This is a genomic window from Paenibacillus sp. FSL R5-0378 (assembly GCF_038009285.1).
In the GTDB taxonomy this organism is placed as follows: domain Bacteria; phylum Bacillota; class Bacilli; order Paenibacillales; family Paenibacillaceae; genus Paenibacillus_AQ; species Paenibacillus_AQ favisporus.
This window is the reverse complement of record NZ_JBBPAY010000001.1, coordinates 2457286-2479173: the sequence shown is the minus strand read 5'-3', so window position 1 is coordinate 2479173 and position 21888 is coordinate 2457286. Positions and strand designations below refer to the sequence as shown.

The following is a 21888-nucleotide window of genomic DNA, read 5'->3' as shown; positions in this document are numbered from 1 at the left end:
TACTGCTAATAAACCGAACAAAACTTCAAAAAAATGGAGGAATGCATGATGTTTACAAGCATTAAAGATTTTGCAGCGGAATGGACCAACGAAGCGGAAATGACCCAGAAGATCATGAACGCACTGACCGATGAATCGCTCGGGCAGGCCATAACGGACAAGCACCGGACCCTGGGCGGGCTTGCATGGCATCTCGTGGAATCCGTTCATTATATGACATCGCTCGGGCTGGCGTTTGATGCACCCGATAACAGTGACGCAGTAAAAAAATCGGCCGCTGCGCTTGCCGGCCAGTACGAGCGGGTCAGCCGGGCCATTCTCCAAGCGGTCGAGACGCAGTGGACGGACGCCAAGCTTCTGGAGACGCAAACCATCGCCGGCCAGGAGTGGAACAACGGAGGTTCGCTGCGCTTTACCCTCATGCACCAAGCCCATCACCGCGGACAGATGACCGTCCTGATGCGGCAGGCCGGATTGAAGCTGCCGGATTTGTACGGTCCGACTTACGATTCATGGGTGGAACAAGGAATGGAACCGCTCGCCTAGACGCGTTACAATGGAGCTGATACCCGGGATCGTATCCCGGGTAACTCTCTTTTACGAAAGGATTTCTCCGATGTCCAAAGCTGATAACATGCTCTCGATCCTCTGGATGCTCCGGTCCGGCAAAAAAATGACGGCACAGCAGCTTGCCGACGAGCTGGAGATCCATGTCCGCACCGTGTACCGGTGCATTGATTCGCTCTGCGCAAGCGGCGTCCCGATCATTGCCGATTCCGGCCCAAACGGCGGATTCCAAATCCTTGGGACCTTTGCCGACTCGCCGCTCATGTTCGATGCGGAGGAGCAGAAAGCCCTCGTCCATGCTTCGGTGTTTGCCCAGGAGGCTGGGTATCCTCACACCGATGCCTTGGGCAGGGCCGTGGACAAACTGAAACGGTATACGAACGAGAAGCAGCTCACGCAAATTGAACGCCACAGCAGCGGGCTGTCCGTCCTTCAACCGCCCATCGATCCGGAGCAAAAAGGGCGGCTGCAATGCCTTGAGGAAGCCGCTGGACAAAGGCAGACCCTCCGGATGGTGTACGGCGGCTCCAAAGGAGATCCCGGAACCGGGTCGGTACGTGAGTTCGATCCTTACAGCATCATCCATTGGAAAGGGCAATGGTACACCACCGGATACTGCCATCTCCGCAAGGACCTGCGGAACTTCCGGGTTGACCGGATTGTGAGCCTGGACGTGACGGATCGGCGTTTTGAGCGCCCCGAGAACTTTTCGGCCAAGGACGTTCTGCTGGAACAGCTGCTGCCGGACCCGGCTGGCGACCCTTCCCTGGTCACGGTCCGGATTCAGGCTCACGATCATGTCCTGAATGAACTGAAGCAGCACTGGCTGCTCGGACATGCACTGATTGAGCGAAGCCCCGGGGAAGCGGTATACAGGCTTGATTCCACCTCCCTGCATTCATACGTCCCCTACTTTCTTCTTCCCTACGGAAAAGCGCTGACCATCGCCGAGCCGGAATCCCTGGTGCTGCGTATGGCCGAAGTCAGCCGGGGAATCGCGGAACACTACGGATCGATGCTGTCAGGATTGCCTTCAGAGTAACCTCACCATCCTCCTGCATAATTTGATGCCGTAATTGGAATAATTAGGTTCATTCGAAGGCAAAAAGTGTCATGCAAAGGATGATCGACCCGTGGAACCCAGCAAAGGTGCAACGATGCTTCAGGCGCTCCAGCATACGTCCTCTGAATTTCTTCTTTCCCGGCTCCAGGAGGCTTTTCAGCATGCGGCCGACTTCCAGGCCGTCTGCATCGGTGAATCGGACGCCGGCAAGCTGTATTTGCTGTACCTGACGACGCTTGTCGGCTCCGATCATTTCATATTCAATATGAACCGGCAGCCGCAGGATGGTGTCCTGACCACACTGCACAGTTATTACGGCACCAGCTATTCGGCTGGTGATTTTTCCGCTTGCGAAAAAGCGGTATGCGCCGGCAAAACCGTGCTGTGCACTGCGGAGTCTGCCAACGGCCTGATTCTGGCAACGGAAAATCCGCAGCAGCGGGGACTGCAACAGCCGCAGACGGAGAACGTGATTCAGGGCCCGATGTACGGTTTTATCGAAAACTATTCAACCAATATCGCCCTCATACGCCAGCGGATGCAAACCTCCCGTTTAAAAATTTGGGAGGCCCGCGTCGGAGATCTGACCAATACGAAGGTGGGCGTGGTTTACCTGGAAGGGGTGACCGATCCGGGTCTCGTCCAATACACCTGCGGTCAAATCAGCGCCATCCAAGCGGACGGAATCCAAGATTCCGGCGAATTGCTGCGGTTCATGGACCCCGGATCTTCCCGCCTCTTCCCTGCCGCCGTCACGACGGAACGCCCGGACCGGGTAACGGCCTCCCTACTAAACGGCAAGATTGTTGTCTTGATGGATGGAACGCCGTTTTCGATCATCGCCCCGGGGTCCTTCTTTGATTTCTGGGAATCCCCCGAAGATCAATACCTGACGCCGCTGATCGCATTATTTTTAAGGTGGCTGCGGTTCATCGCACTCATGATCAACCTGTTTCTGCCCGCCCTCTACGTGGCGATCACTTCGGTGAACATTGACCTCAACCGCCTGGAGATCAGTCTGGCCGCCGCCGGCAGCAGGGAAGGGGTCCCTTATCCCGTGTGGCTCGAGTCCCTCATCATGCTGTTTCTTCTGGACTGCATCGTTGAGGCCGGCATACGCCTGCCAAGGTCGATCAGCTCCACCGTTACGATGGTTGGCGGGGTGGTGCTGGGACAGGCGATCATTCAAGCGAATATTGTGAGCAATTTGCTGGTCATCATCGTCGCAACGACGGCGCTGACCAATTTTATCGTCGTGGATTATCAGATGGGCCTGGTTCAGCGGATTTTGAAATATTTCACGCTCGCCGGGGCCAGCGTCATCGGAATTCTCGGCATATTCATCTGCTTTGCCATTCTCGTCATCTGCCTCTCCCGCATCCAATCGTTCGGCGTTTCCTATTTGACTCCGATCGGTCCCGGTGCCCGGATCCGGTCCATGAGTCTTGGGCTGATCGGCGGCTCCCGCAAATTTTCACTCAGCTACTGGATTACCTTCGGAAGAGGGTCGAGACAATGAATCCATCGAACGAGGAACTGAAGATCTCCATGCCCCAATACTTCGTCCTGCAGATGATGGTATTCGGGGCGATCTCCTTTCATGTGTACCCTTGGCTCGTTCTGCAGTCCACCACCCAGAGCTACTGGATCCCGATCCTGATCTGGATGCTGCTCGGACTGCTGGGTGCCTGGCTGTTCAGCCGGGTCCTCGCGCTGCATCAAGGAAAAGACGCCTATACGATTACAAAGCGCGTGCTTGGGTGGCCGGGGGTCATTCTTTTTATCGTCCCGCTGCTCTGGTTTATGTGGAGCGCCATGGTGATCATCGTCCGGGCTCACAGCGAGATCATCTCGATGACGATCCTTCACAGCACGCCGCAGTGGTTTTTGGATGGGATGATCTTTATTGGCGTCTTTCTGGCTTTCGGGGGAATCGGTTCGATTATCCGTGCTTCCGTCCTGTTTCTGCTCGTCAGCTTTCCGCTGTCCGTCGGGCTCGTATTGCTGGGTTTCGGCGATCTCGATTTTAATCTGGGCAAACCATGGCTCTATACCAACGGGGATTTTCTGACCAGCCCGAAGTTTTACACGACATCCTTCATCTGGGCCGGCTATCTTTACTTTGCGGCTTGCGGCAGATACGCCAAACAGCCGAAGAAGCTGTGGCGGCCTTATACCGTGGCTGCGCTCTGTTTTCTGCCTTTACTGGCCGCCGCCGTCTATCAGCCGGCGCTGACGTTTAGTCCGGAGATGTCAAGAATTTTGACGCTTCCTTATATCAGCAAAATGGACTCGGTAAGCTATTACTGGCTGGTGATCGAAAATTTAACCGCCGTATTTATCGTTAGCTCCATCCTCTATTTGTTTTTATTGCTTGCCCTGATCCTGAACTGCATCGTAACGGCAATCAGGGCGGTATTTCCCAGCTGGAACGAAAAGCTGCTATATGTGCTGGCAGGAGTCACGGCATACGCCGCCATCCGGCTTATTCCTTCATGGGAATGGATCGAAAGAGCCGTGGAGTGGGATACGGTTCTGCGCCTTTACTTAATGTATGGCTTTCCTATGGCTGTGCTGGTCAAGTCCTTCATTTCCAACAAAATGAGGGCCCGCCAATGAGCAGACGCGCAGCCCGATGCCTGGCCATCTTATGCCTGCTTCTCTTCCTCCCCGGCTGCTGGGATGTCAAAGATGTCGACAACCGGCTCCTCGAGACCGCGATCGGTATCGAGCCGGCCGGCGGTGACCGGGTGCGGGTCTGGATGAGGTTCCCACTCCCGCAGTCGCAGAACGGAGCCCATAAGGATTTTTTCGTCACCAAGCAGGAAGGCAGCACCGTGATTGAAGCCATAGACCAGCTCCGGTTAAGGCTGCCCAAAAGTCTGGATATGTCGCAGAACCAGTCAATCTTTCTGGATCAGGCACTGGCGAAAAAAGGATTCATGCCCTATTTGGAATTCACAATCAGGGACCGCACCGTTCCTCTGGATTCGTTAATTGCGATTACGACAGGCGGCATGAAGTCAATATTTGAACGTCCCAACCCGACGGGCGAGCTCTCGGGCATCTACACGAAGCTGTTCTTTGAACGCTACGGCGGCGGAACCTCGCAAAAAAACGTCGTGTCGCTATGGGAAATTTTCAGGGGGTACTATGATCCGCTTGAGGAATGCCTCGTGCCTGTATTGGTGACGGATTCTGAAACGATATTCCGGGTCGCGGGCAATGCATTCTTTAAAAATGACGCCATGGTCGGCATGATCTCTCCGGAGGAAACCCTGATTTACGAAATCGTTACGGGCAAGATGTCCCCCTTCGAAATCGAAACCGCGGATAAAATGAACCTTAAAATTCTGAATTCCAGTGCCGATATCGACACGGATATGAGAAGCGGCAAGCCCGTCATCCGCATTCATGCCAAGCTCTCGATGACCCTCATGGATTCCGCGCGCGGGATCGACATCAAGGCAAAGCATCTGGAAGCTTCCATTAACCGCCTGATTGAGCAGCGGGCAGCCGCTGTATTCCGGATGACGCAGGCGCAGGAATCCGACATTTTTGGACTTGGCAACCGCTTCAGAGGAAAAGTTCCACCCAGCCAATACGACCGGTGGCCCAAGCTGTACTCGACAGCAAAACTGGAGTTCAAGCTGGATTCCGAGCTGAAAAACACGGGCCTTCAGCTGAGACGCAGGCCGTTCATTAATCCGTCCAAGGAAAAGTAAGAACCGAAAACAGGGCTGCTTCAAAATAGAAGCAGCCCCTGTTTCATCATTACCGATCATCCCTGCTCTTCTATGCTTCAATTCCCGTATAACGAAAATGGGAAAAGTCCGCATAGCTTCCCCCAAAGGACTGCATATCATGGACGGCGATACCGACAAAGTTGCCGGTGAAGCCGCCGCAGAGGAAGCGGATGTCCTGCTCTTCAAACAGCGGGACCCAATCCTGCCCCGGGCTGAACCGGCCATAGAACCGTCCGCGGATGCCACGGACTTCCACGGCCAATTGAACAGCTTCCCCGGCATTCACCGGAATCATGTCCGGAATAACGGTGAACGCATCGTCCGCGCAGCGCATGAGCCGGATCACCTTGCCCTGCTCTTCGTCCTGCGTCACATAAGCATACAAGTAATTTTCATCGTTCAAATAAAGCATCAGCCCGGCCATCTGCAAATAGCTTGCTGGCTCGAACTCAAGCGACGTCTCGGCTCGGAAATGGATATCCGCCTGCCGGAGGGCCACAATGTGGTGATGAAACAGGCTTTGCGGCGATTCCCCGGAATGCAGGCGGAGATACCCCGGGCGCTCCGACAGCGAGCACCAGGATGGATCCGCCGGTATGCGGAGCGTATTCCAGGCTTTGGCAAGCTCCGGTCCGTCAAAGGTATCCTCAAACAAGCTCCGTTCCGCGGCCGTCTTGGCCTCTGCCGGCGTGATCCCTTTCGGACGCGGGACCTCCATCTGCGGGGAATTCCCCCCGGCGGTCAGGCGAAGCCATCCTTCCTCGTCCCAGTACACCTGCTGCAGCGCTGTTTCCCGGCCAAGGAGCGCGTACTGGCCTTCAACCGGACGCGTGCACAAATGGGCCATGTACCATTCCCCTTGCGGCGTCTGGATCAGGCTGCCGTGGCCGGCACACTGCAGCGGGAGCTCCGGGTTATCCCGGGAGGTCAGCATCGGATTGCGGGGGTCCACTTCGTAAGGGCCCATCAAGCTGCGGGAACGGGCTACCGTCACGGCATGGCCGCTCCCGGTGCCGCCTTCGGCCGTAATCAAGTAGTAATAGCCTTGATGCTTATAAATATGCGGCGCTTCGGTCTTCTTCAGATCCGTCCCGTCAAACAGCTTGAACGGTTTACCAACTAGCTTCTGCTGCTGCGGATCATACTGCTGAATAACGATGCCGCTCGATTTATTCCCTTCCGGAATGCGGTAATCCCAGATTTCGTTCAGAAGCCATTTCCGTCCGTCTTCGTCATGATACAGGCTCGGATCGAATCCGCTGCTGTTCAAATAGACCGGCTCGGACCAGGGCCCGTGAATCGAAGGCGCCGTAATCAAATAATTGTGAACGTCTTTAAATGGGCGCTTGGTGCTTTTCACATCGGTATAAATGAGGTAAAACAACCCGTCATGGTAGCTGAGCTGAGGCGCCCAGATGCTGCAATTCTTCGGGTTTCCCCGCAGGTCGACCTGATCGGTCAGCACGTCGGTGCAGTGCTCCCATACCGCCAAATCCTTGGAAGCATATACCCTTACGCCAGGGAGCCACTCGAAGGAAGACACCGCGATATAATAAGTGTCCTTTGCCCGCACGATGCAGGGATCCGGATTAAAGCCCGGCAGCACCGGGTTTCGAATGGTTCCCGTTTGGGTGGATATGGTCATGCTCTTCCCTCTCCTTTTCGTTTCCAAAAGTCCGTTCCGGTAAAAACTTGCTCCTTCTGCGGAGCCCCTTCCAGCGTCTCCTGATAGACCGCCCACCCGGCCCGCTGTCCTCCCGGAGCCGGCGCGGCCGGATCAAAGCGGGTGCCGAATTCCCGGTACCTGGCCGTCAGCCGCCGCCCCGGATCGTTCCAGTCGTCCCAGCCCAGCGGTTCGATATGTCCGCCCATCCGGCAGTCGACGTAGTCAGTGCGTGCATATTCGCGCCACGGCCTTCCCAGATACACGCCCGATACGCCTGGCTCTGCCGTCAAATAACAGAGGTTAAAGACATACCCGTATTCCTGCCCCGCGGGAGTAGAAGCCGCGGCGATATAACCGGCATGCCCGCTCGAATGGCGCAGGCTGCGGATCTCGCAGCGGTCAAAGAAGGCGGCCGCGCCGCCGAATATAAAATCCACCGCCCCTTCGATCCGGCAGTATTCGTACACCTGGCGGTACTCTCGGTGATGCTCCCGGAGCGGGATTCCTCCAAACACGCCGCCATGCTTGGGCGCAGGCGGAAGCGGTCCGGTAAACAGCGTGTCCTGGTGCCCTTTAAAGGTGCAGTAGCGAAAAACCGTTTCGTCGCAATGCGCATAGACCGCCACGGCCTGGCCGATGTCCTCGCCCTGCCCGGCCGAATTGGTCACGACCAAATTCTCGATCAGCAGCCGCCGGCCGCCAAGGAACAGCGTCGGCGTTGCAAAGGTGCCAATCTCATTTCCGTTCTCGTCCAGTTCCTTTGCATACCGGCCCTTCGTGATTTCCACATATCCGATGCCGATCACGGCCAGATCGGACCGATATATCCGTACCGCTTCCTCATAGACACCCGACAGGATGTACAGGGTTTCGGGCCGCTGCGGATCTTGCTTCTCCAACGCATCCACCGCTTCCTGAATCGTCGGATAATCGCAGTGGTCCAGCTTTCCTACAATCATGACCTTCCCCCCTTTCGTTTCGGGCTGCGGCCATCGCTTACAAGTGTTCCGCCAAAAATCCCTGCCAGCGGGCCCGCATTTCAGCCGTCTCCATATGGCCGCCGCCGGTCATGACCGTCTGCCAATGCTCCTCCTGTCCGGCGGCCCGGTATACCTCCCGCAGGCCATCGGCCAGCAGCACGACGCCTTCCTCCGGGGTCAGCCGGTCGGTGCGCCCGGTCAGGCTCATCCTTGGCCGCGGGGCGATCATGGCTTGGATTTCCAGCGTCGTGAAGTGCTTCAGCAATCCCGGAACGTAGTAGTAGAACCCGTGGTGATCCAGCCCGCGCTTCTTCATCAAGGTATGGGCATCCACCTGTCCGCAGATGTCCACGGTCACCTTGATCCGCTCGTCCAGCGCCGCCAGCCACCAGGCCATCATCCCGCCCATGGACATGCCTAGGGTCGCGACCCGCGAGGCGTCGATATCTTCCCTGGAGCACATGTAATCCAGCATCCGCCGGTTGTCATACAGCATCATGCCCCACATGACGCGCCCCTGCCATAACATTTCCTTGACGATTTCGCTCTCCGTCTTACCCGACCGCTCATGGAAGCCCCACATGTCGATACAGCAGACGGCATAGCCCATGCCGGTCAGTGTGCTGGCAAAAGACGGCTGCTGCAAATACGAGCTGCCGCTGATCAGCTCCCTGCGTCCGTTTGTGTAATTGCCGCCATGCGAGTGATTGAAAACGACGAGCGGATAGGGCCCCTCTCCGTCTATAGGCAGTGCGACATAAGCGGGCACCTGCTCCAGACCGTTTAAATCCAGCAGCAGCGTCTCGAGCCGGTACCCGTCCGTCTCTTCCTGCTTGAGCAGTTCCGCCTGGATAGGCCGGTCCTCCGGCACATCGCCCAGCAGCTTCTTCAACCGTTCCCTCATCATTGGTTAAACCTCCTCTTCGCTGAGATCCTCCTCCTGCGGAACTACGCTTACCTGCTTTACAAGCTGCTCCGGCACCTTCGTATCCTTTGACCGGCACTGCTGCCATTCCACGTCTTCGCCGTTCTCGACGTAGAAAGCCGGCCCTTCGTGGCCGCCAACCGTGACCCGGTCAAACCGAATGTCCCTCACATTGCCTAAATAAAAGCCGCGCGCTTTCATATCCTTGATGCCGGACATCATGGCCGGACGCCCCGGAACGGGGTTCTCCGCCATGGAAATATCGATGTCGGCAAACGTTAATTCCGAAATATACCTTTCCGCAAGACCATAAACAAACCCTGCCGCCGCATGTACGTTCCTTGCGGTAATATTCGAAAAGTGAATCCGCCGGAACGTCGGCGTTTCCAAGGTGACCGGATAAGGCCGCTTATCCCAGACGTACTTGTCCTTGCCCCGCGGTCCGCAAAAATAATACAGGTTCAAAATGAACGGGCAGATGACTTCCTCCATGACGATGCCGCTGACCCGGATATCCTCCACCGTTCCTCCGCGCCCCCGCCGCGATTTCAGCCGAATGCCGCGGTCGGTGTGCTTAAAGATGCAGTTGCTGATCACGACGTTCCGGATGTCCCCGCTCATTTCGCTGCCGAGCACGACGCCGCCGTGGCCGTGGATCATCGTACAGTTCGTGATCGTGATGTTCTCGCACGGAACCCGCTGCGCCGTGTCCTCCGTGCCGGCCTTGATGGCGATGCAGTCGTCGCCGACGTCGATGTGGCAGCCGCTGATCCGCACGTTCTGGCACGACTCCGGGTCGATGCCGTCAGTATTCGGCGAATCCGCGGGATTGTATATCGAGACGTTGTCGATCGTCACGTTGTCGCAGAGAATCGGATTGACCGTCCAGCTCGGGGAGTTGATCAGCGTGACGTCGCGGATCGTCACCCGGGTGCAGCGGTCGAGGCTGATCAGCTTCGGCCGGGGGTGGGTCAGCTCCTCCGGGCGGCTGCGCATCTTGTCCCACCAGGGCTGGCCGTTGCCATCCAGCGTGCCGCTGCCGGTAATGGACACGTTCTTCAGCCCGTGTCCGTACACACAGGAGGCATGCACCTCACGCAGCACCCCTTCCCAGCGGGAGGTCACGACCGGATAATCCGCCGGATCGGTGCTGAAGGACAGGACCGCGCCCGGGTCCAGCCTCAGTTCGATGTTGCTGCGCAGGAGGATGGCCCCGGTCAGGTACGTGCCTGCAGGGACGAACACGGTCCCGCCGCCCGCGGCATCCGCTGCCTCGATCGCCGCAGCGATGGCCCGGGTCGCCGGCTCGGCGCCGCCGGGCACCGCCCCGAACTCGGTGATGCTGTACACGCTCATGGCTGTTCTCCTGTCGCCGCAGCGGCCGGAACCCTGGCCTCGTATTCGCCGCAGGCCTGCAGAAACGCCCCCAGCCCCTTCTGGTCGTTGGTGATGATCGGCTCGCTAATGTAATAGGCGTACGTGCCGTCGCGCCGGTCGGCCCCGCCCAGCCCGGCCACCTGGCAGTTTTTGTTCAGGTTCAGCCAGCCTTCCTTCGTCTCCAGCACAAACTCCTCCAGCAGCCCCCGATACGCTCTGTCCAAGCAGTCCTGCCATTCCTGCGGCGCAAGCACGCCGAGGCGAAGCCCTTTCGCGATGGCATAGGTGATCATGCTGGAAGCCGAGGCCTCCAAGTAATTCCCCTTGCGGCCACCCTCATTGACCACCTGGTACCAGACGCCGCTGCCCGGATCCTGATAGGATCTCAGCGCACGCAGCGTATCGCTCAAGATGCGCTTCAGCTCCGGATAATCGGGATGGCTTGCCGGGAGCAGCTCCAGGCTGTCCGCCAGCGCCATAACGAACCAGCCAAGGGATCTGCCCCAGAAATTTGGAGATAAGCCGGTGGCCGGGTCGCACCACGGCTGGGCTTTTTTCTCGTCCCAGGCGTGATACAGGAGCCCGGTGGCCTCATCCTTCGTATGGAGCTCGCACAGCTTGAACTGCTTCGTCACGTCGTCCAGTCCCGCCCCGTCTTCAAACGTCAGCAGATATTCCAGATAGAAAGGCGAGCCCATATACAGGCCGTCCAGCCAAATCTGATAAGGATAAATTTCCTTATGCCAGAATGCCCCCTCCGACGTCCGGGGATGGGATGCCAGCTGGGATCTCAGCAGCCCGGCGGCCTGCTTGTATTTTTCCTCCCCCGTCTCGCGGTACAGCGTGAACAGCAGCTTGCCGTTGTTGATATGGTCGATGTTGTATTCTTCGGGGCGGTACCCGCGGATGTTCCCGTCTTCCTGAATAAAATGGTCCATGTTGTCCCGGATATACTCCAAATACCGGCGGTCTCCCGTCTGCTTCCAGAGCAGCTCGAAGCCCTTGAGCACCACGCCGTAATCATACGACCACTTGCCTTCATATCCCTTACCCTCGTACAGCTTCGGCGTCCGTGCCATGATGGACTCAGCCATGCGCTGCGCCGCGTTGAATGTCTGCATGCTGATCCTCCTCGGATAAAATTTCCGGCTTTCTCTAATAAAATTTCCATCTCCGCCGGCGATTGCTTTTTTACACCCTGCCGTCTTGGAAAAAACACAGTCCTAACCCCCATGCAGGCAGGATAGGACCTGGTACGTTCTTCTTGCGTCCGGCTCAGCCGTTATTTTTGCTGCGTAGCCTTGTAGGCCGCCTCGTATTCCTCAATAATTTTGCTGCCGCCGGATTTCTTCCAGTTCTCCACCGCAGCTTTGAATTCGTCCAGGTTGATTTTGCCGAGAATGTATTTGTAAGTCGCATCGGTGATGATCTTTTGCAGCTCGGAGCCCTGCGTTGTGTACGTTTCGGATTCCAGGGAATATGCCGGGTTCAGCACCCCGTATTTTGCGTTTTCCTTGATCAGCTTGTCGGCCTCGGCCTTCAGCGGATCGGCGTCATGGATTTTGTAGCCCGTTTCGCTCGGACGGGAAGAGGCAAACGGCTGCACTTCCTGCTGCCACAAATCGGTATTGGTGATCGTAACCGCGTCATTCGCATCCACGGTATAATGGACGCCTTCGATTCCGTATGTCATGAGGGCGTACACATCGTCATCCATCAGGTCGTTGACGAACTTCAGAACGCGCTTCAGCTCGGCTTCATCCTTCACTTCGGATTTCGGGAAAGCCAGCAGTCCGCCGATTCCGTTGTTCGCCGCCCAAATCGCGCGGTCGCTTTCGTTGCCTGTCGATGTAATGTTGTTGACCAAGGCGAGCTGCATGTTATCCTGAACGCCCTTGGCCATATTCAAGAGGTTCTTCCCGTCAAACAGGGCGCCGACGTAAATTCCGGCTTTGCCCTGGGCGAATTTTTGCTGCTGGTCGGTTTTGGCGGTCACCGCAAAGTCTTGATTGATATATCCTTTTTCGTACAGTGTCTTCATGTAATCCATCGTTTTGACGTACCCCTCGGTTTCGAATTCGGGAATCATTTTCCCGTCATCCGTCACCTGCCAGTTATTCGGCGTGCCGAAGTAAGAGCCCAGCGTCTTGAAGGCGCCGTAGATCAGATCGCTCCGGTCCATGAAGCCCGTCGTATCCTTCTGCCCGTTGCCGTCCGGGTCCTGCTCGGTGAATGCCTTGGCGACGTTCATCAGCTCATCGGTCGTCTTCGGCACGGACAGTCCGAGCTTATCCAGCCAGTCCTTGCGGATGACGACGCCGTTGCGGGCGAGATCCTTCTGGAAAGGCACACCGTACAGCTTGCCGTCGATCGAAGCCGATCTCCGCGTATCCTGCGAAATTTTCGCCAGGTTCGGGAACTCGTCCAGGAACGGTTCTACCTCCCAGAACATGCCGGACTTCAGGGCATTGCGTACGGAGGAATTGTCGAGAATGGTGAGCGTAACGATATCCGCCAGGGAATCGGACGCCAGCGACGTATTGATGCGTTCTTCCTTGGAAGCATCCGGAATCCACGAAAATTTGATATCCGCCCCGGTCTTCTCCTCAATCTTGTTCAGCACCGTATCGGTCGGCGGCGACGCTGTGTGCAAAATGTTCAGCCACGTAATCGTCGTTTTTTCGTCACCTGCCGCAGCGCTGCCTCCCGAGCCCTGGGCCGTTTCCCCCTTGCCGCCTCCCCCGCCGCAGGCCGAGAGCAGCAGCCCGCAGACCAGCGTAAACGCAGCCATCTTGCTTACCATTGGTTTCATGTGCCATTTCCCCTTTTCTATTATCCTTTGGATTGATCCCACATCCGTGGATGGATCCCACACCCGCCGTGCCTTGATTAGTACACGCCGTCCTCGCCAAACTTCTTCGCCAGCCGGTTGGAAGCCATGACCAGTACAAGTCCCACCAAGCCTTTGAACAAGCCTACCGTTGTACTGAAGCTCAGCTGTCCGTTTTTCAGTCCCGCCGTATAGATGTAGGTGTCGAAAATTTCGGCCACCTCGCGGTTCAGCGAATTGAGCAGCAGGTACATATGCTCGAATCCCAGATCAAGCGTGCTGCCGATCTTGAGAATGAGCAGGGTGATGATGACCGGCCGGATCGCCGGCAGCGTCACGTGCCACGTTTTGCGGAACCGTCCGGCTCCGTCCATTTCGGCTGCTTCGTACAGCTGGGTGTCCACCACCGTGATCGCAGACAGATAAATAATGGTGGACCAGCCGAGCTCCTTCCAGATGATCTGCCCGATGTACACGGTGCGCAGCCATTCGGGAGCGGTCAGGAAGCTGATTTTGTGCCCGCCCAGCCTGGCAATCAGCTCGTTCAGCACGCCTCCGTCCACGGTGAGGAATACGTAGGTAATGGAGACGATGATGACCCAGGACATGAAGTGCGGGATGTAGATGATGGTCTGTACCCAGTTTTTGAACAGCCGGTGCCTGACCTCATTCAGCATCAGCGCCAATATAATGGGAAGCGGAAAAAAGATCACGATGTTGAGTGCAAACAGAATCAGCGTATTGCGCAGAAGCATGAAGAACGTCGGTTCTGTAAACAAGCGGACAAAGTGCTTCATTCCGACCCAAGGGCTGCCCGTGATCCCCTTGAAAGGCTGGTAATCCTGAAAGGCAATGACGAGACCGCCCATCGGCAGATACTTAAAGATGATGAAATACAACACGCCGGGCAAAATCATCAGGTACAGCAGCTTGTGACGTTTGATACGGTCCAGCGCGGTGTCCGTCCGTACCTTCCTGGCCGGTTTGACATTCATGTTCATGACGGCCGTGTTCGAGTCCTTCACCAGGTCGACCTCCTTGTAAGCGTTTCCTGTTACGACTCCAGCTTAGGCCGTTTTGGGAATTCCGTACATAATCATTTCATTGACACCGGCCATAAAACCGCATAACGGCGCCATTTTCGCCTTCCGCATCTCAGCTGATGATTACGGATTGAAGCTGATGATTATCCGGGTGACAGCCGCGGATTCCCCGCTCTCCCCCCTCCGGACAACACCTCAGGAGCTGATTATATACGTAACCTGGTGCGCTTGGTACAGTCTAACTGTAAACGATTACAAGGAGGATACCCGCGTATGACACCATCCACAGCTTTGCGTAGAAAAGAGTCTTTCGGCAGCCGCCTGTTTACCGTCGTAAACAGCCTCCTGCTCATTCTGATTGCCCTCATTTGCCTGCTGCCTTTTGTAAACGTGATTGCGAGCTCCTTCGCTTCCACCCAGGAAGTGGTGGCCAAAAAATTCATTCTGTTTCCGACGACATTCTCCCTCGATGCTTATAAGTACATTTTATCGACGCCTACGATTTTTAAAGGGCTGGGGGTATCGATCGGGATCACTGTAGTAGGCACGATCGTCAGCATGATCCTGACGGCGCTCATGGCCTATGGCCTGTCCAGGAGATATCTCTACGGCCGGGGCTTCGTCAACTTCATCGTCGTATTCTCCATGCTGTTCAGCGGCGGCATGATCCCGACGTTCCTCGTCGTCAAAAGCCTCGGACTGATCGACTCCTACTGGTCGCTCATCCTTCCGGTCGCCATTAACGCGTTTAACCTGATTATAATGAGAAACTTTTTCCAGGCGCTTCCGGACGCGCTCGAGGAATCGGCCAAAATTGACGGATGCAACGATTTCGGGGTTTTCTTCAAAATTATGCTTCCGCTCGCTCTGCCATCCATTGCTACCATTTCGCTGTTTTATGCGGTAGCTTACTGGAACACCTATATGAATGCGATCCTGTACATGACGGATTCGACCAAGTGGCCGATCCAGGTGCTGCTCCGCCAGATCGTCATCGTCTCCAGCGGCATGCAGGCCGAAGGGACGTCCGTGGATGTCGTTCCGCCGGCGCAGACCATCAAAATGGCGGTGATCGTCATCGCGACCGTACCGATGCTGATCGCGTATCCGTTCGTGCAGAAGCATTTTGTCAAAGGGGCGCTGCTCGGCTCGGTCAAAGGGTAACGAACAGCAAAGTCTTGCATTCCGCTCAAGAAAGCAGCCCGGACGGAAATGCAAGACTTGTGTTTTGATTACTGAGCCTGTTTGACTTTACGGTAATTTCCCGGCGTCACGAGTTCCTTCTTGCGGAAGGACCGGATGAAGTTTTGCGGATTGTGATACTGCAGCCGCTCGGCGATTTCCTTGATCGTCATGTCCGTTTCAATCAGCCATTTCTTGGCCATCTCCAGCCGGTAATTCATCAGGTATTCGCTGAACGTCATGCCAAACTCCTTTTTAAAAATGCTGCTTAAATAGTTCGGATTATAATGAAGCCGGTCGCTGATCCATTCCAGGGACAATTCCTGGTCGTACTCCGTGCGGACGATCGTGGCGATCTTCTCGGCCAGGGAACGGAACTGGCGGTTGGTCTTCTCCTTCATGCTGCGCACCATCGGCGAGATGACTTCCTCCACGAGGATCCGCTCGATCTCTTCCGGGTTGCGGATATCGAGCAGGCGGTGGTACAGGGCGTGATTGTCCTGCGTCAGCAGCACCTCCACGCCGAGCAGCTGCTCCAGCTGGATCAGGTTGTTGACGAAACGGACCAGGGCCACTTCAAAATTCATCGAGTTTTTGTTCTTCTTCATCATCTCGGCCAGCAGCGGATACAGCGCCCGGGGGACCTGCTCCTCGTCGCCCAGCCGGATCGCGTCGAACAGCTGGGTTTCCAGCTCCGTCGGGTAATGCAGAAGCACCGGTCCCGAGACGACCGTCTCGATATCTTCATAGAAAATGATCGATTCTTTACCCAGATTGAGCCGGTGCCGGAGCGCCTGCTTGCTCATTTCGCAAGCCTCCTTGCTCTCCCACAGATGCCGGTACGTCTTGCTGATGCCGAAGCTGACGGAGCAGTTCAAATAGTCGCGCGCCGTCATCATAATCGTTTTCGAAAAGGAGAGCACCTGCCTGCGTATCTCCTGTTCCTCCTGGTCCGTAAACGTGAGGATGGTCGCCTGCGTGTTGTCGTTTAAAATAATCGGCAGCATGCGCCCTTCCTTCGGCACGACTTCCTCGACCATTTTGTTGATGGCGAGCAGCAGCATATCCCGGTCCGACGCCTCCCGGCCGCCGTAACTGTCCATCTGGATCAGCATCGCGACGAATGACGGCTGCGTCAGTTCCGGATACCCGAACCGCGGCAGCATCCGCTCCAGCTCCTCCGGGGACACCCGATTCCGGAACAGGTTCAGGATCAGCTGCGTTTCCAGCTGGGGCAACTCGGCTTCCATCATGCTCTCCAGGTTTTTCTTCTCGGTGACGATCGTGTCGATGGAATGAAGGATGCCTTCGATTTCGTTCTTGTACGGCAAATGGGAGCTGCGCGGCAGGCTGCGCTGGATTTGGCGGATCGGCTTCGTGAAATAAACGGAGATGCCGTAAGCCACCACGATGATCAGCAGCGTAATGACGGCCACCATCAGCATGATTCCGTATTTGGTCGTCTTGAGCGCGCCGGAAATTTCCTTCTGGTCCAGCAGCGTCACATAGATCCAATTGTTGTAGCTGGATTTGGCATAAATCGCTTCGGCCGACTGGCGCCCGGATGCCGTCACCTTCAGCCTGCCGGCCCGGTGATCTTCCCCGGCCGACTGGACGATGCGACCAAGCTGGTCAGCGGACAGCAGCTGTTTGTCGGGATCGGTTTCGTACATCAGCTCGCCCTGTTTGTTTAAAATGATGACCGGCGCATTGTCCTCAGTCTTCAGGATCCGGTCAAGCGTGGACCGGGAAATATCCGAAAGGGCAATCGCCTGCTTTTGCTTGGAAAAGACCGGCAGCGTGTTCACGAAACGGATGCCGTCATCCGTTTTGATCCAGAACAGCCCTTTGTCTTTGTCATCGATGTAGGCCTCGTACAGCTTGCGCCGGTCGGCATCCGTCAAATAGGACAGCTTTCCGCTCGTAATCTGCCAATTCTGTACGAGGCTGATGAGCGAATACTCGGTCCCTTCCAGGCCCATCGTGGCGATATAGTTCAGCTGTGTATTGACGTTCCGGTATTCTTCGAAATCCTGTTCCGTGATCGGCCTTTTTACGACGGCATCAAACGAGCTCGTCGTGCTGTATGTATTAAAGGCGTATTCGATCGTCTGGATTTTCTGCTCAAGCGAATTTTTGGTCTGGGTAATAAAGCTCTGCTTGCTGCCCGCCACCCGGTCGATCACCGAGTGGGTCGTATTGATATAAATGTAGCTGCCAAAACTGACGACGAGTCCGATCCCAAGGACCAGAATGGGAATAAACGTTTTATAAAACATGCGGCCTTTTTTCATTGTGATGCTCCTTTAGCCCGTTCTTGTTTCCAATTATAGCGTTTTCATGATTGGGTTGACAATATGATTCACGTGTGCATTTTTCCGGATTCATATTGACTTGAACCCTGTCTGAACTTAAACTGAAACCGTTAACAAATATTTCTTGTCACGAGGTCATATGATTACGATTAAAGACATCGCGCGCGTTGCGGGGGTATCGCATACGACCGTTTCCAGGGCGCTGAACGGCAACCCGCTCATCAAGAAGGAAACCCGCGACCGCATTGAACGCATCGCCGCCGAACTCAACTACATTCCCAATTACAGCGCCAAGAGCCTGGTCATGAAGAAGTCGTACACGATCGGCCTGTTCTTCTCCAGCATCGACCAGGGAACTTCGGCCAGCTTTCTCGTGGACGCCATCAAGGGCATTCATCAGGTGCTCGACGAGAACTACAGCCTTACGGTCCACGGGATCGACAGCATCCGGCACTATGATGCTATAACGCCAAGGCGTTTCGACGGTGTGCTCGTCATGAGCCAGAGCGAAGCGGACAATGCTTTCATTTATCACCTGAAGCAGACCGGCATCCCCTTCGTCGTCCTGAACCGCCAGCTGGATGACCCCGGCATTCTGAACGTGGTCGCCAATGACCGCGAAGGCGTCCGGGAGGCGCTGGATTACGGCATCGGACTCGGCCACCGGAAGATCGCCATCATCGAAGGCAAGGCCGGCTTCAAGTCGACAACGGAGCGGAAGCAGGGATTCATGGACAGTCTGATCGCCCACCGCCTCCCGCTGGTTCCGGACTATTTCACCGCCGGGGACTACGGGGTCGAAAGCGGCTATAACGCCATGATGTCGCTGCTCTCCCTGTCCGATCCCCCGACCCTCGTCTTCTGCTCGAACGACGATATGGCCATCGGCGCGCTGAATGCCTGCTACGCGCGGGGCGTCGCGCTTCCCGGACAGCTGTCGCTGATCGGGTTCGACGATATTTTGTTCTCGCAGTATACGTACCCGCCGCTGACAACGATCCGCAAGCCGATTGCCGATATCAGCAAGCTCGGCACCACCAAGCTGATCGAGCGGCTCGAGCAGCCGGACTCGGCGCCGGAACAGCTGTTTGTCCAGACCGAGCTGATCGTGCGGCAAAGCGTTGCGGCTGTCACCTAGGAGGGACAGCTGTAATGCCCTTGATTTTTTGAAGGCGACAATTCAAACATGATTTTTTTACACCAAAATGTTAACGTGTGCATTATGTCCATCATCTCTAAAGGAGGCATGAAATACGTATGACACCACGTCTTTCCCGCAGCCTGTTTCCCGATCTCCCCGCCCTGCCCGAGCGCATGATCCAGTTTGGCGGCGGCAACTTTATGCGGGCTTTCGTGAACTGGCAGATGCAGCAGATGAATCTGAAGGGATTATTTAACGGAAGTGCCGTCGTCGTGCAGCCGACCCCACACGGCAAGAGCACTGCGCTCATGGAGCAGGACGGCTTATACACCGTGCTGCTTAAAGGGCGGCTTCAAGGACAGCTGGTCAACTCAAGCGAAGTTATCGACACCGTCAGCCGGGTCATCAATCCTTATACGGATTATGAGGCCTACTTGAAACTGGCCAAACAGGACGAACTCGAGTTCATCACCTCCAACACGACCGAAGCCGGCATTGTGTATGAGGCCGGCCTGCGCCGGGAGGACGCTCCGCATTCCAGCTTTCCCGCCAAATTGACGGAGCTGCTCTACAGGCGGTTCCAGCTCGGCAAAGCCGGCTTTATCATCCTCCCCTGCGAGCTGATCGAGGACAGCGGCGAGAAGCTGCGCCGCTTCGTGCTGCAGCATGCCGCCGACTGGCAGCTTGGCGATGCATTTGCCACCTGGGTTACGGAAGCCAACACGTTTTGCTCCTGCCTGGTCGACCGCATCGTTCCGGGGTACCCGCGGGATCAGGCAGACGACCTGGAGCAGAAGCTCGGCTATGAAGACCCCTTCATGGTCAGTGCCGAGCCCTATCATCTGTGGGTGATCGAAGGGCCGGCGTGGCTGCGGGAGAAGCTTCCCCTTGCCGAAGCCGGGCTGAATGTCATCGTCACGGATGACCTGTCGCCTTACCGCGAGCGCAAGGTTCACCTTCTCAACGGCCCGCATACGGCTATGGTGCCCCTGGGCCTCCTTGCCGGACTTGAAACGGTCGAGGACATAATGAAGGATAGCGATTTGGGCCGCTTCGTCGAGGAGCTGATGGAAGACGAAATCCTGCCGGTGCTGAAGCTGCCGCGGGCCGAGCTGCTCGAATACGCGGCGGCTATCCGCGAGCGGTTCAACAACCCGCTGATCCGGCATGAGCTGGCATCGATTTCGCTGAACAGCATTTCGAAATTCACGGCGCGCCTGCTGCCGGTGCTGATCCGTTATCAGCAGGCCCAGGGGAAGCTTCCCCGCCTGCTCGTCCTCTCCTTCGCCGCACTCCTCCTGACCTACCGCGGCGACCAGGTCGCCCGCCGCGATGGGCCGGAAGTGCTGGAGGCATTTGATCGGAACTGGATCGACCCTGAATCGTTCGTTACCGGCATCCTGAAGGAAGAACGGCTGTGGGGCATGGATTTAACGGCAGTTCCGGGTCTTGAAACGCTGCTTGGGGAGCATATCGGCCTGCTGGAACGCGATGGCGTCCGGGCTTCGCTCCATCAACTGACCTGAGGAGGATTGACATGAAATCATTGATGAAACTGAACCCGCGGGACAGCGTCGCCGTTGCCCTCCGGCCGATTCAAGCCGGGGAACCGCTGGAAGTGGACGGCCTGAAGCTGGAGTCCGCCCAGGAAATTCCGCAAGGCCACAAAATCGCCCTGACGGCGATTCCCCCGGGCGAAATGGTGATCAAATACGGGTATCCGATCGGCCATGCGGTGTCCGCGATCGCTCCTGGCGATTGGGTGCACACGCATAATCTCCGGACCAACCTGGACGGTGAGGAAGAGTACGAATACCAGCCGGACCTTCATCCGATTTCCTACCCGAACCGGGGCCTCACCTTTGAAGGATACCGGCGTGCCAATGGCAAGGCAGGGATCCGCAACGACCTGTACATCGTCCCGACCGTCGGCTGCGTGAACGGCGTCGCCGAGCTCATCCTGCAGGAATTCAAGGCCGTCCACCCGGACCTCGGTCCCTTCGACAACGTCACGATCCTGAAGCACCCGTACGGCTGCTCGCAGCTTGGCGACGACCATCGCCAGACCCGCAGTATCCTGCTGGATGCGGTCCATCATCCCAATGCCGGCGGCGTGCTCGTGTTCGGTCTCGGGTGCGAGAACAACATCGTCACCGAGTTCCGTGAACTGCTCGGAGACTACGACGAGTCCCGCGTCAAATTCCTCGTGGCGCAGGAGGTCGGCGACGAGGTCGAAGCCGGCATGGCCCTGCTCGAAGAGCTGTATGAAGCCGCAAGCCTCGACAAGCGCGAGCCGATCCCGCTCAGCGAGCTGAACGTCGGCCTCAAATGCGGCGGCTCCGACGGCTTCTCCGGCATTACGGCCAACCCGCTGCTCGGCGCCTTCTCCGATTTTCTTATCTCGCAGGGCGGATCCACGATCCTGACCGAGGTGCCGGAAATGTTCGGCGCCGAGCGCATGCTGATGGCCCGTGCCGAGAGCCGCGAGGTCTTCGAGAGCATCACCTCGCTGATCAACGACTTCAAGCAGTATTTCATGTCCTACGGGGAGCCGGTTTACGAGAATCCGTCCCCAGGCAATAAGGCCGGCGGCATCAGCACGCTGGAGGACAAATCGCTCGGCTGTACGCAGAAGGCCGGCACCGCCCCGGTCGTCGACGTGCTGCAGTATGGCGAGAAGCTGCGCAAGAAGGGCCTCAGCCTGCTGCAGGCGCCGGGCAACGATCTGGTTGCATCTTCCGCACTCGCCGCCGCAGACTGCCAGCTCGTGCTGTTCACGACCGGACGGGGCACGCCGTTTGGCAGCTTCGTCCCGACCGTCAAAATCGCCACCAACCATGACCTCTACAACAAGAAAAAGCACTGGATGGATTTTAACGCCGGCTCGCTGCTGGACCGTCCGATGCAGGAAGTGCTGGAGGAATTTATCGCCTACCTGATCCAGGTAGCAAGCGGCCAACAAACGCGGAACGAACAAAACGACGTACGGGAGCTGGCCATTTTTAAAACCGGGGTTACTCTGTGATGTCACTGGACTAATAAATCTATTTCGA

Annotated in this window: 17 protein-coding genes; 9 read left to right on the top strand and 8 right to left on the bottom strand. The window is 56.7% G+C overall.

The genetic code is table 11. The features are described from left to right. Positions 1–45: 45 nt before the first annotated feature. The 5 genes from MKY74_RS11670 (at position 46) to MKY74_RS11650 (ending at position 5355) form a co-directional block, all read left to right on the top strand. Positions 46–546, top strand: coding sequence for a DinB family protein (locus MKY74_RS11670; RefSeq protein WP_309545764.1), 501 nt, complete (start codon positions 46–48; stop codon positions 544–546). A 70-nt stretch (positions 547–616) separates the two neighbouring features. Further along, the gene (locus tag MKY74_RS11665; protein ID WP_076170327.1) at positions 617–1609 is read left to right on the top strand and encodes a helix-turn-helix transcriptional regulator; all 993 of its coding nucleotides are present in this window, start codon (positions 617–619) and stop codon (positions 1607–1609) included. Between the two features lie 91 nt (positions 1610–1700). After that, positions 1701–3149: a spore germination protein gene (locus MKY74_RS11660; RefSeq protein ID WP_076170328.1), complete on the top strand. Its 1449-nt coding sequence runs from the start codon at positions 1701–1703 to the stop codon at positions 3147–3149. Next, the gene (locus MKY74_RS11655) at positions 3146–4249 is read left to right on the top strand and encodes a GerAB/ArcD/ProY family transporter (RefSeq protein WP_076170329.1); all 1104 of its coding nucleotides are present in this window, start codon (positions 3146–3148) and stop codon (positions 4247–4249) included. Before MKY74_RS11660 ends, MKY74_RS11655 begins: the two co-directional genes overlap by 4 nt. Next, positions 4246–5355, top strand: a complete 1110-nt coding sequence (locus tag MKY74_RS11650) for a Ger(x)C family spore germination protein (protein WP_076170330.1) — start codon at positions 4246–4248, stop codon at positions 5353–5355. Before MKY74_RS11655 ends, MKY74_RS11650 begins: the two co-directional genes overlap by 4 nt. A 70-nt stretch (positions 5356–5425) precedes the next feature. Here the strand turns inward: MKY74_RS11650 and MKY74_RS11645 are convergent, their stop codons facing one another. From MKY74_RS11645 to MKY74_RS11615, 7 genes are all read right to left on the bottom strand, one after another. Beyond that, complete coding sequence (locus tag MKY74_RS11645; protein ID WP_076170331.1) at positions 5426–7021, bottom strand: glycoside hydrolase family 43 protein; 1596 nt, start codon at positions 7019–7021, stop codon at positions 5426–5428. Then, a complete protein-coding gene (locus MKY74_RS11640) occupies positions 7018–8001 on the bottom strand; it encodes a pectinesterase family protein (RefSeq protein WP_076170332.1) in 984 nt (327 codons plus the stop codon). Before MKY74_RS11640 ends, MKY74_RS11645 begins: the two co-directional genes overlap by 4 nt. A gap of 37 nt (positions 8002–8038) precedes the next feature. Continuing rightward, positions 8039–8929 (bottom strand): dienelactone hydrolase family protein, encoded by an 891-nt coding sequence (locus MKY74_RS11635; RefSeq protein WP_076170333.1) that lies wholly within the window; start codon positions 8927–8929, stop codon positions 8039–8041. Between the two features lie 3 nt (positions 8930–8932). Then, complete coding sequence (locus MKY74_RS11630) at positions 8933–10303, bottom strand: glycoside hydrolase family 28 protein (RefSeq protein ID WP_076170334.1); 1371 nt, start codon at positions 10301–10303, stop codon at positions 8933–8935. Beyond that, positions 10300–11445: a glycoside hydrolase family 88/105 protein gene (locus tag MKY74_RS11625; RefSeq protein ID WP_076170335.1), complete on the bottom strand. Its 1146-nt coding sequence runs from the start codon at positions 11443–11445 to the stop codon at positions 10300–10302. The genes MKY74_RS11630 and MKY74_RS11625 overlap by 4 nt, the downstream gene beginning before the upstream one ends. A gap of 161 nt (positions 11446–11606) precedes the next feature. Further along, positions 11607–13136 carry an extracellular solute-binding protein gene (locus MKY74_RS11620; RefSeq protein ID WP_084203892.1) on the bottom strand — a complete coding sequence of 510 codons (1530 nt, stop codon included), beginning with the start codon at positions 13134–13136 and terminating at the stop codon, positions 11607–11609. Between the two features lie 77 nt (positions 13137–13213). Further along, positions 13214–14179 (bottom strand): ABC transporter permease, encoded by a 966-nt coding sequence (locus MKY74_RS11615; protein WP_373309525.1) that lies wholly within the window; start codon positions 14177–14179, stop codon positions 13214–13216. A 291-nt stretch (positions 14180–14470) separates the two neighbouring features. On the opposite strand from MKY74_RS11615, the gene MKY74_RS11610 reads away from it, so the two are divergent. Continuing rightward, entirely contained in the window at positions 14471–15361 is an 891-nt protein-coding gene (locus MKY74_RS11610; protein WP_076170336.1) for a carbohydrate ABC transporter permease, read from the top strand. A gap of 68 nt (positions 15362–15429) precedes the next feature. Here MKY74_RS11610 and MKY74_RS11605 read toward each other — a convergent pair whose 3' ends face one another. Next, positions 15430–17673 (bottom strand): helix-turn-helix domain-containing protein, encoded by a 2244-nt coding sequence (locus MKY74_RS11605; RefSeq protein ID WP_076170337.1) that lies wholly within the window; start codon positions 17671–17673, stop codon positions 15430–15432. A 160-nt stretch (positions 17674–17833) separates the two neighbouring features. Between MKY74_RS11605 and MKY74_RS11600 the strand changes: the two genes are divergently transcribed. The 3 genes from MKY74_RS11600 (at position 17834) to MKY74_RS11590 (ending at position 21860) form a co-directional block, all read left to right on the top strand. Next, positions 17834–18832 carry a LacI family DNA-binding transcriptional regulator gene (locus MKY74_RS11600; protein WP_076170338.1) on the top strand — a complete coding sequence of 333 codons (999 nt, stop codon included), beginning with the start codon at positions 17834–17836 and terminating at the stop codon, positions 18830–18832. 119 nt (positions 18833–18951) lie between these two features. Then, a complete protein-coding gene (locus tag MKY74_RS11595; RefSeq protein WP_076170339.1) occupies positions 18952–20361 on the top strand; it encodes a tagaturonate reductase in 1410 nt (469 codons plus the stop codon). A gap of 11 nt (positions 20362–20372) precedes the next feature. Continuing rightward, positions 20373–21860, top strand: coding sequence for a UxaA family hydrolase (locus MKY74_RS11590; protein ID WP_076170340.1), 1488 nt, complete (start codon positions 20373–20375; stop codon positions 21858–21860). Positions 21861–21888 lie beyond the last annotated feature (28 nt).

Bases quoted from the DNA above. Each gene is read 5' to 3' on its own strand.
- MKY74_RS11640 (WP_076170332.1), bottom strand. From the start codon at position 8,001: ATGATTGTAGGAAAGCTGGACCACTGCGATTATCCGACGATTCAGGAA.
- MKY74_RS11630 (WP_076170334.1), bottom strand. From the start codon at position 10,303: ATGAGCGTGTACAGCATCACCGAGTTCGGGGCGGTGCCCGGCGGCGCC.
- MKY74_RS11650 (WP_076170330.1), top strand. From the start codon at position 4,246: ATGAGCAGACGCGCAGCCCGATGCCTGGCCATCTTATGCCTGCTTCTC.
- MKY74_RS11635 (WP_076170333.1), bottom strand. From the start codon at position 8,929: ATGATGAGGGAACGGTTGAAGAAGCTGCTGGGCGATGTGCCGGAGGAC.
- MKY74_RS11645 (WP_076170331.1), bottom strand. From the start codon at position 7,021: ATGACCATATCCACCCAAACGGGAACCATTCGAAACCCGGTGCTGCCG.
- MKY74_RS11610 (WP_076170336.1), top strand. From the start codon at position 14,471: ATGACACCATCCACAGCTTTGCGTAGAAAAGAGTCTTTCGGCAGCCGC.
- MKY74_RS11620 (WP_084203892.1), bottom strand. From the start codon at position 13,136: ATGAAACCAATGGTAAGCAAGATGGCTGCGTTTACGCTGGTCTGCGGG.
- MKY74_RS11605 (WP_076170337.1), bottom strand. From the start codon at position 17,673: ATGAAAAAAGGCCGCATGTTTTATAAAACGTTTATTCCCATTCTGGTC.
- MKY74_RS11600 (WP_076170338.1), top strand. From the start codon at position 17,834: ATGATTACGATTAAAGACATCGCGCGCGTTGCGGGGGTATCGCATACG.
- MKY74_RS11655 (WP_076170329.1), top strand. From the start codon at position 3,146: ATGAATCCATCGAACGAGGAACTGAAGATCTCCATGCCCCAATACTTC.
- MKY74_RS11665 (WP_076170327.1), top strand. From the start codon at position 617: ATGTCCAAAGCTGATAACATGCTCTCGATCCTCTGGATGCTCCGGTCC.
- MKY74_RS11625 (WP_076170335.1), bottom strand. From the start codon at position 11,445: ATGCAGACATTCAACGCGGCGCAGCGCATGGCTGAGTCCATCATGGCA.
- MKY74_RS11670 (WP_309545764.1), top strand. From the start codon at position 46: ATGATGTTTACAAGCATTAAAGATTTTGCAGCGGAATGGACCAACGAA.
- MKY74_RS11595 (WP_076170339.1), top strand. From the start codon at position 18,952: ATGACACCACGTCTTTCCCGCAGCCTGTTTCCCGATCTCCCCGCCCTG.
- MKY74_RS11590 (WP_076170340.1), top strand. From the start codon at position 20,373: ATGAAATCATTGATGAAACTGAACCCGCGGGACAGCGTCGCCGTTGCC.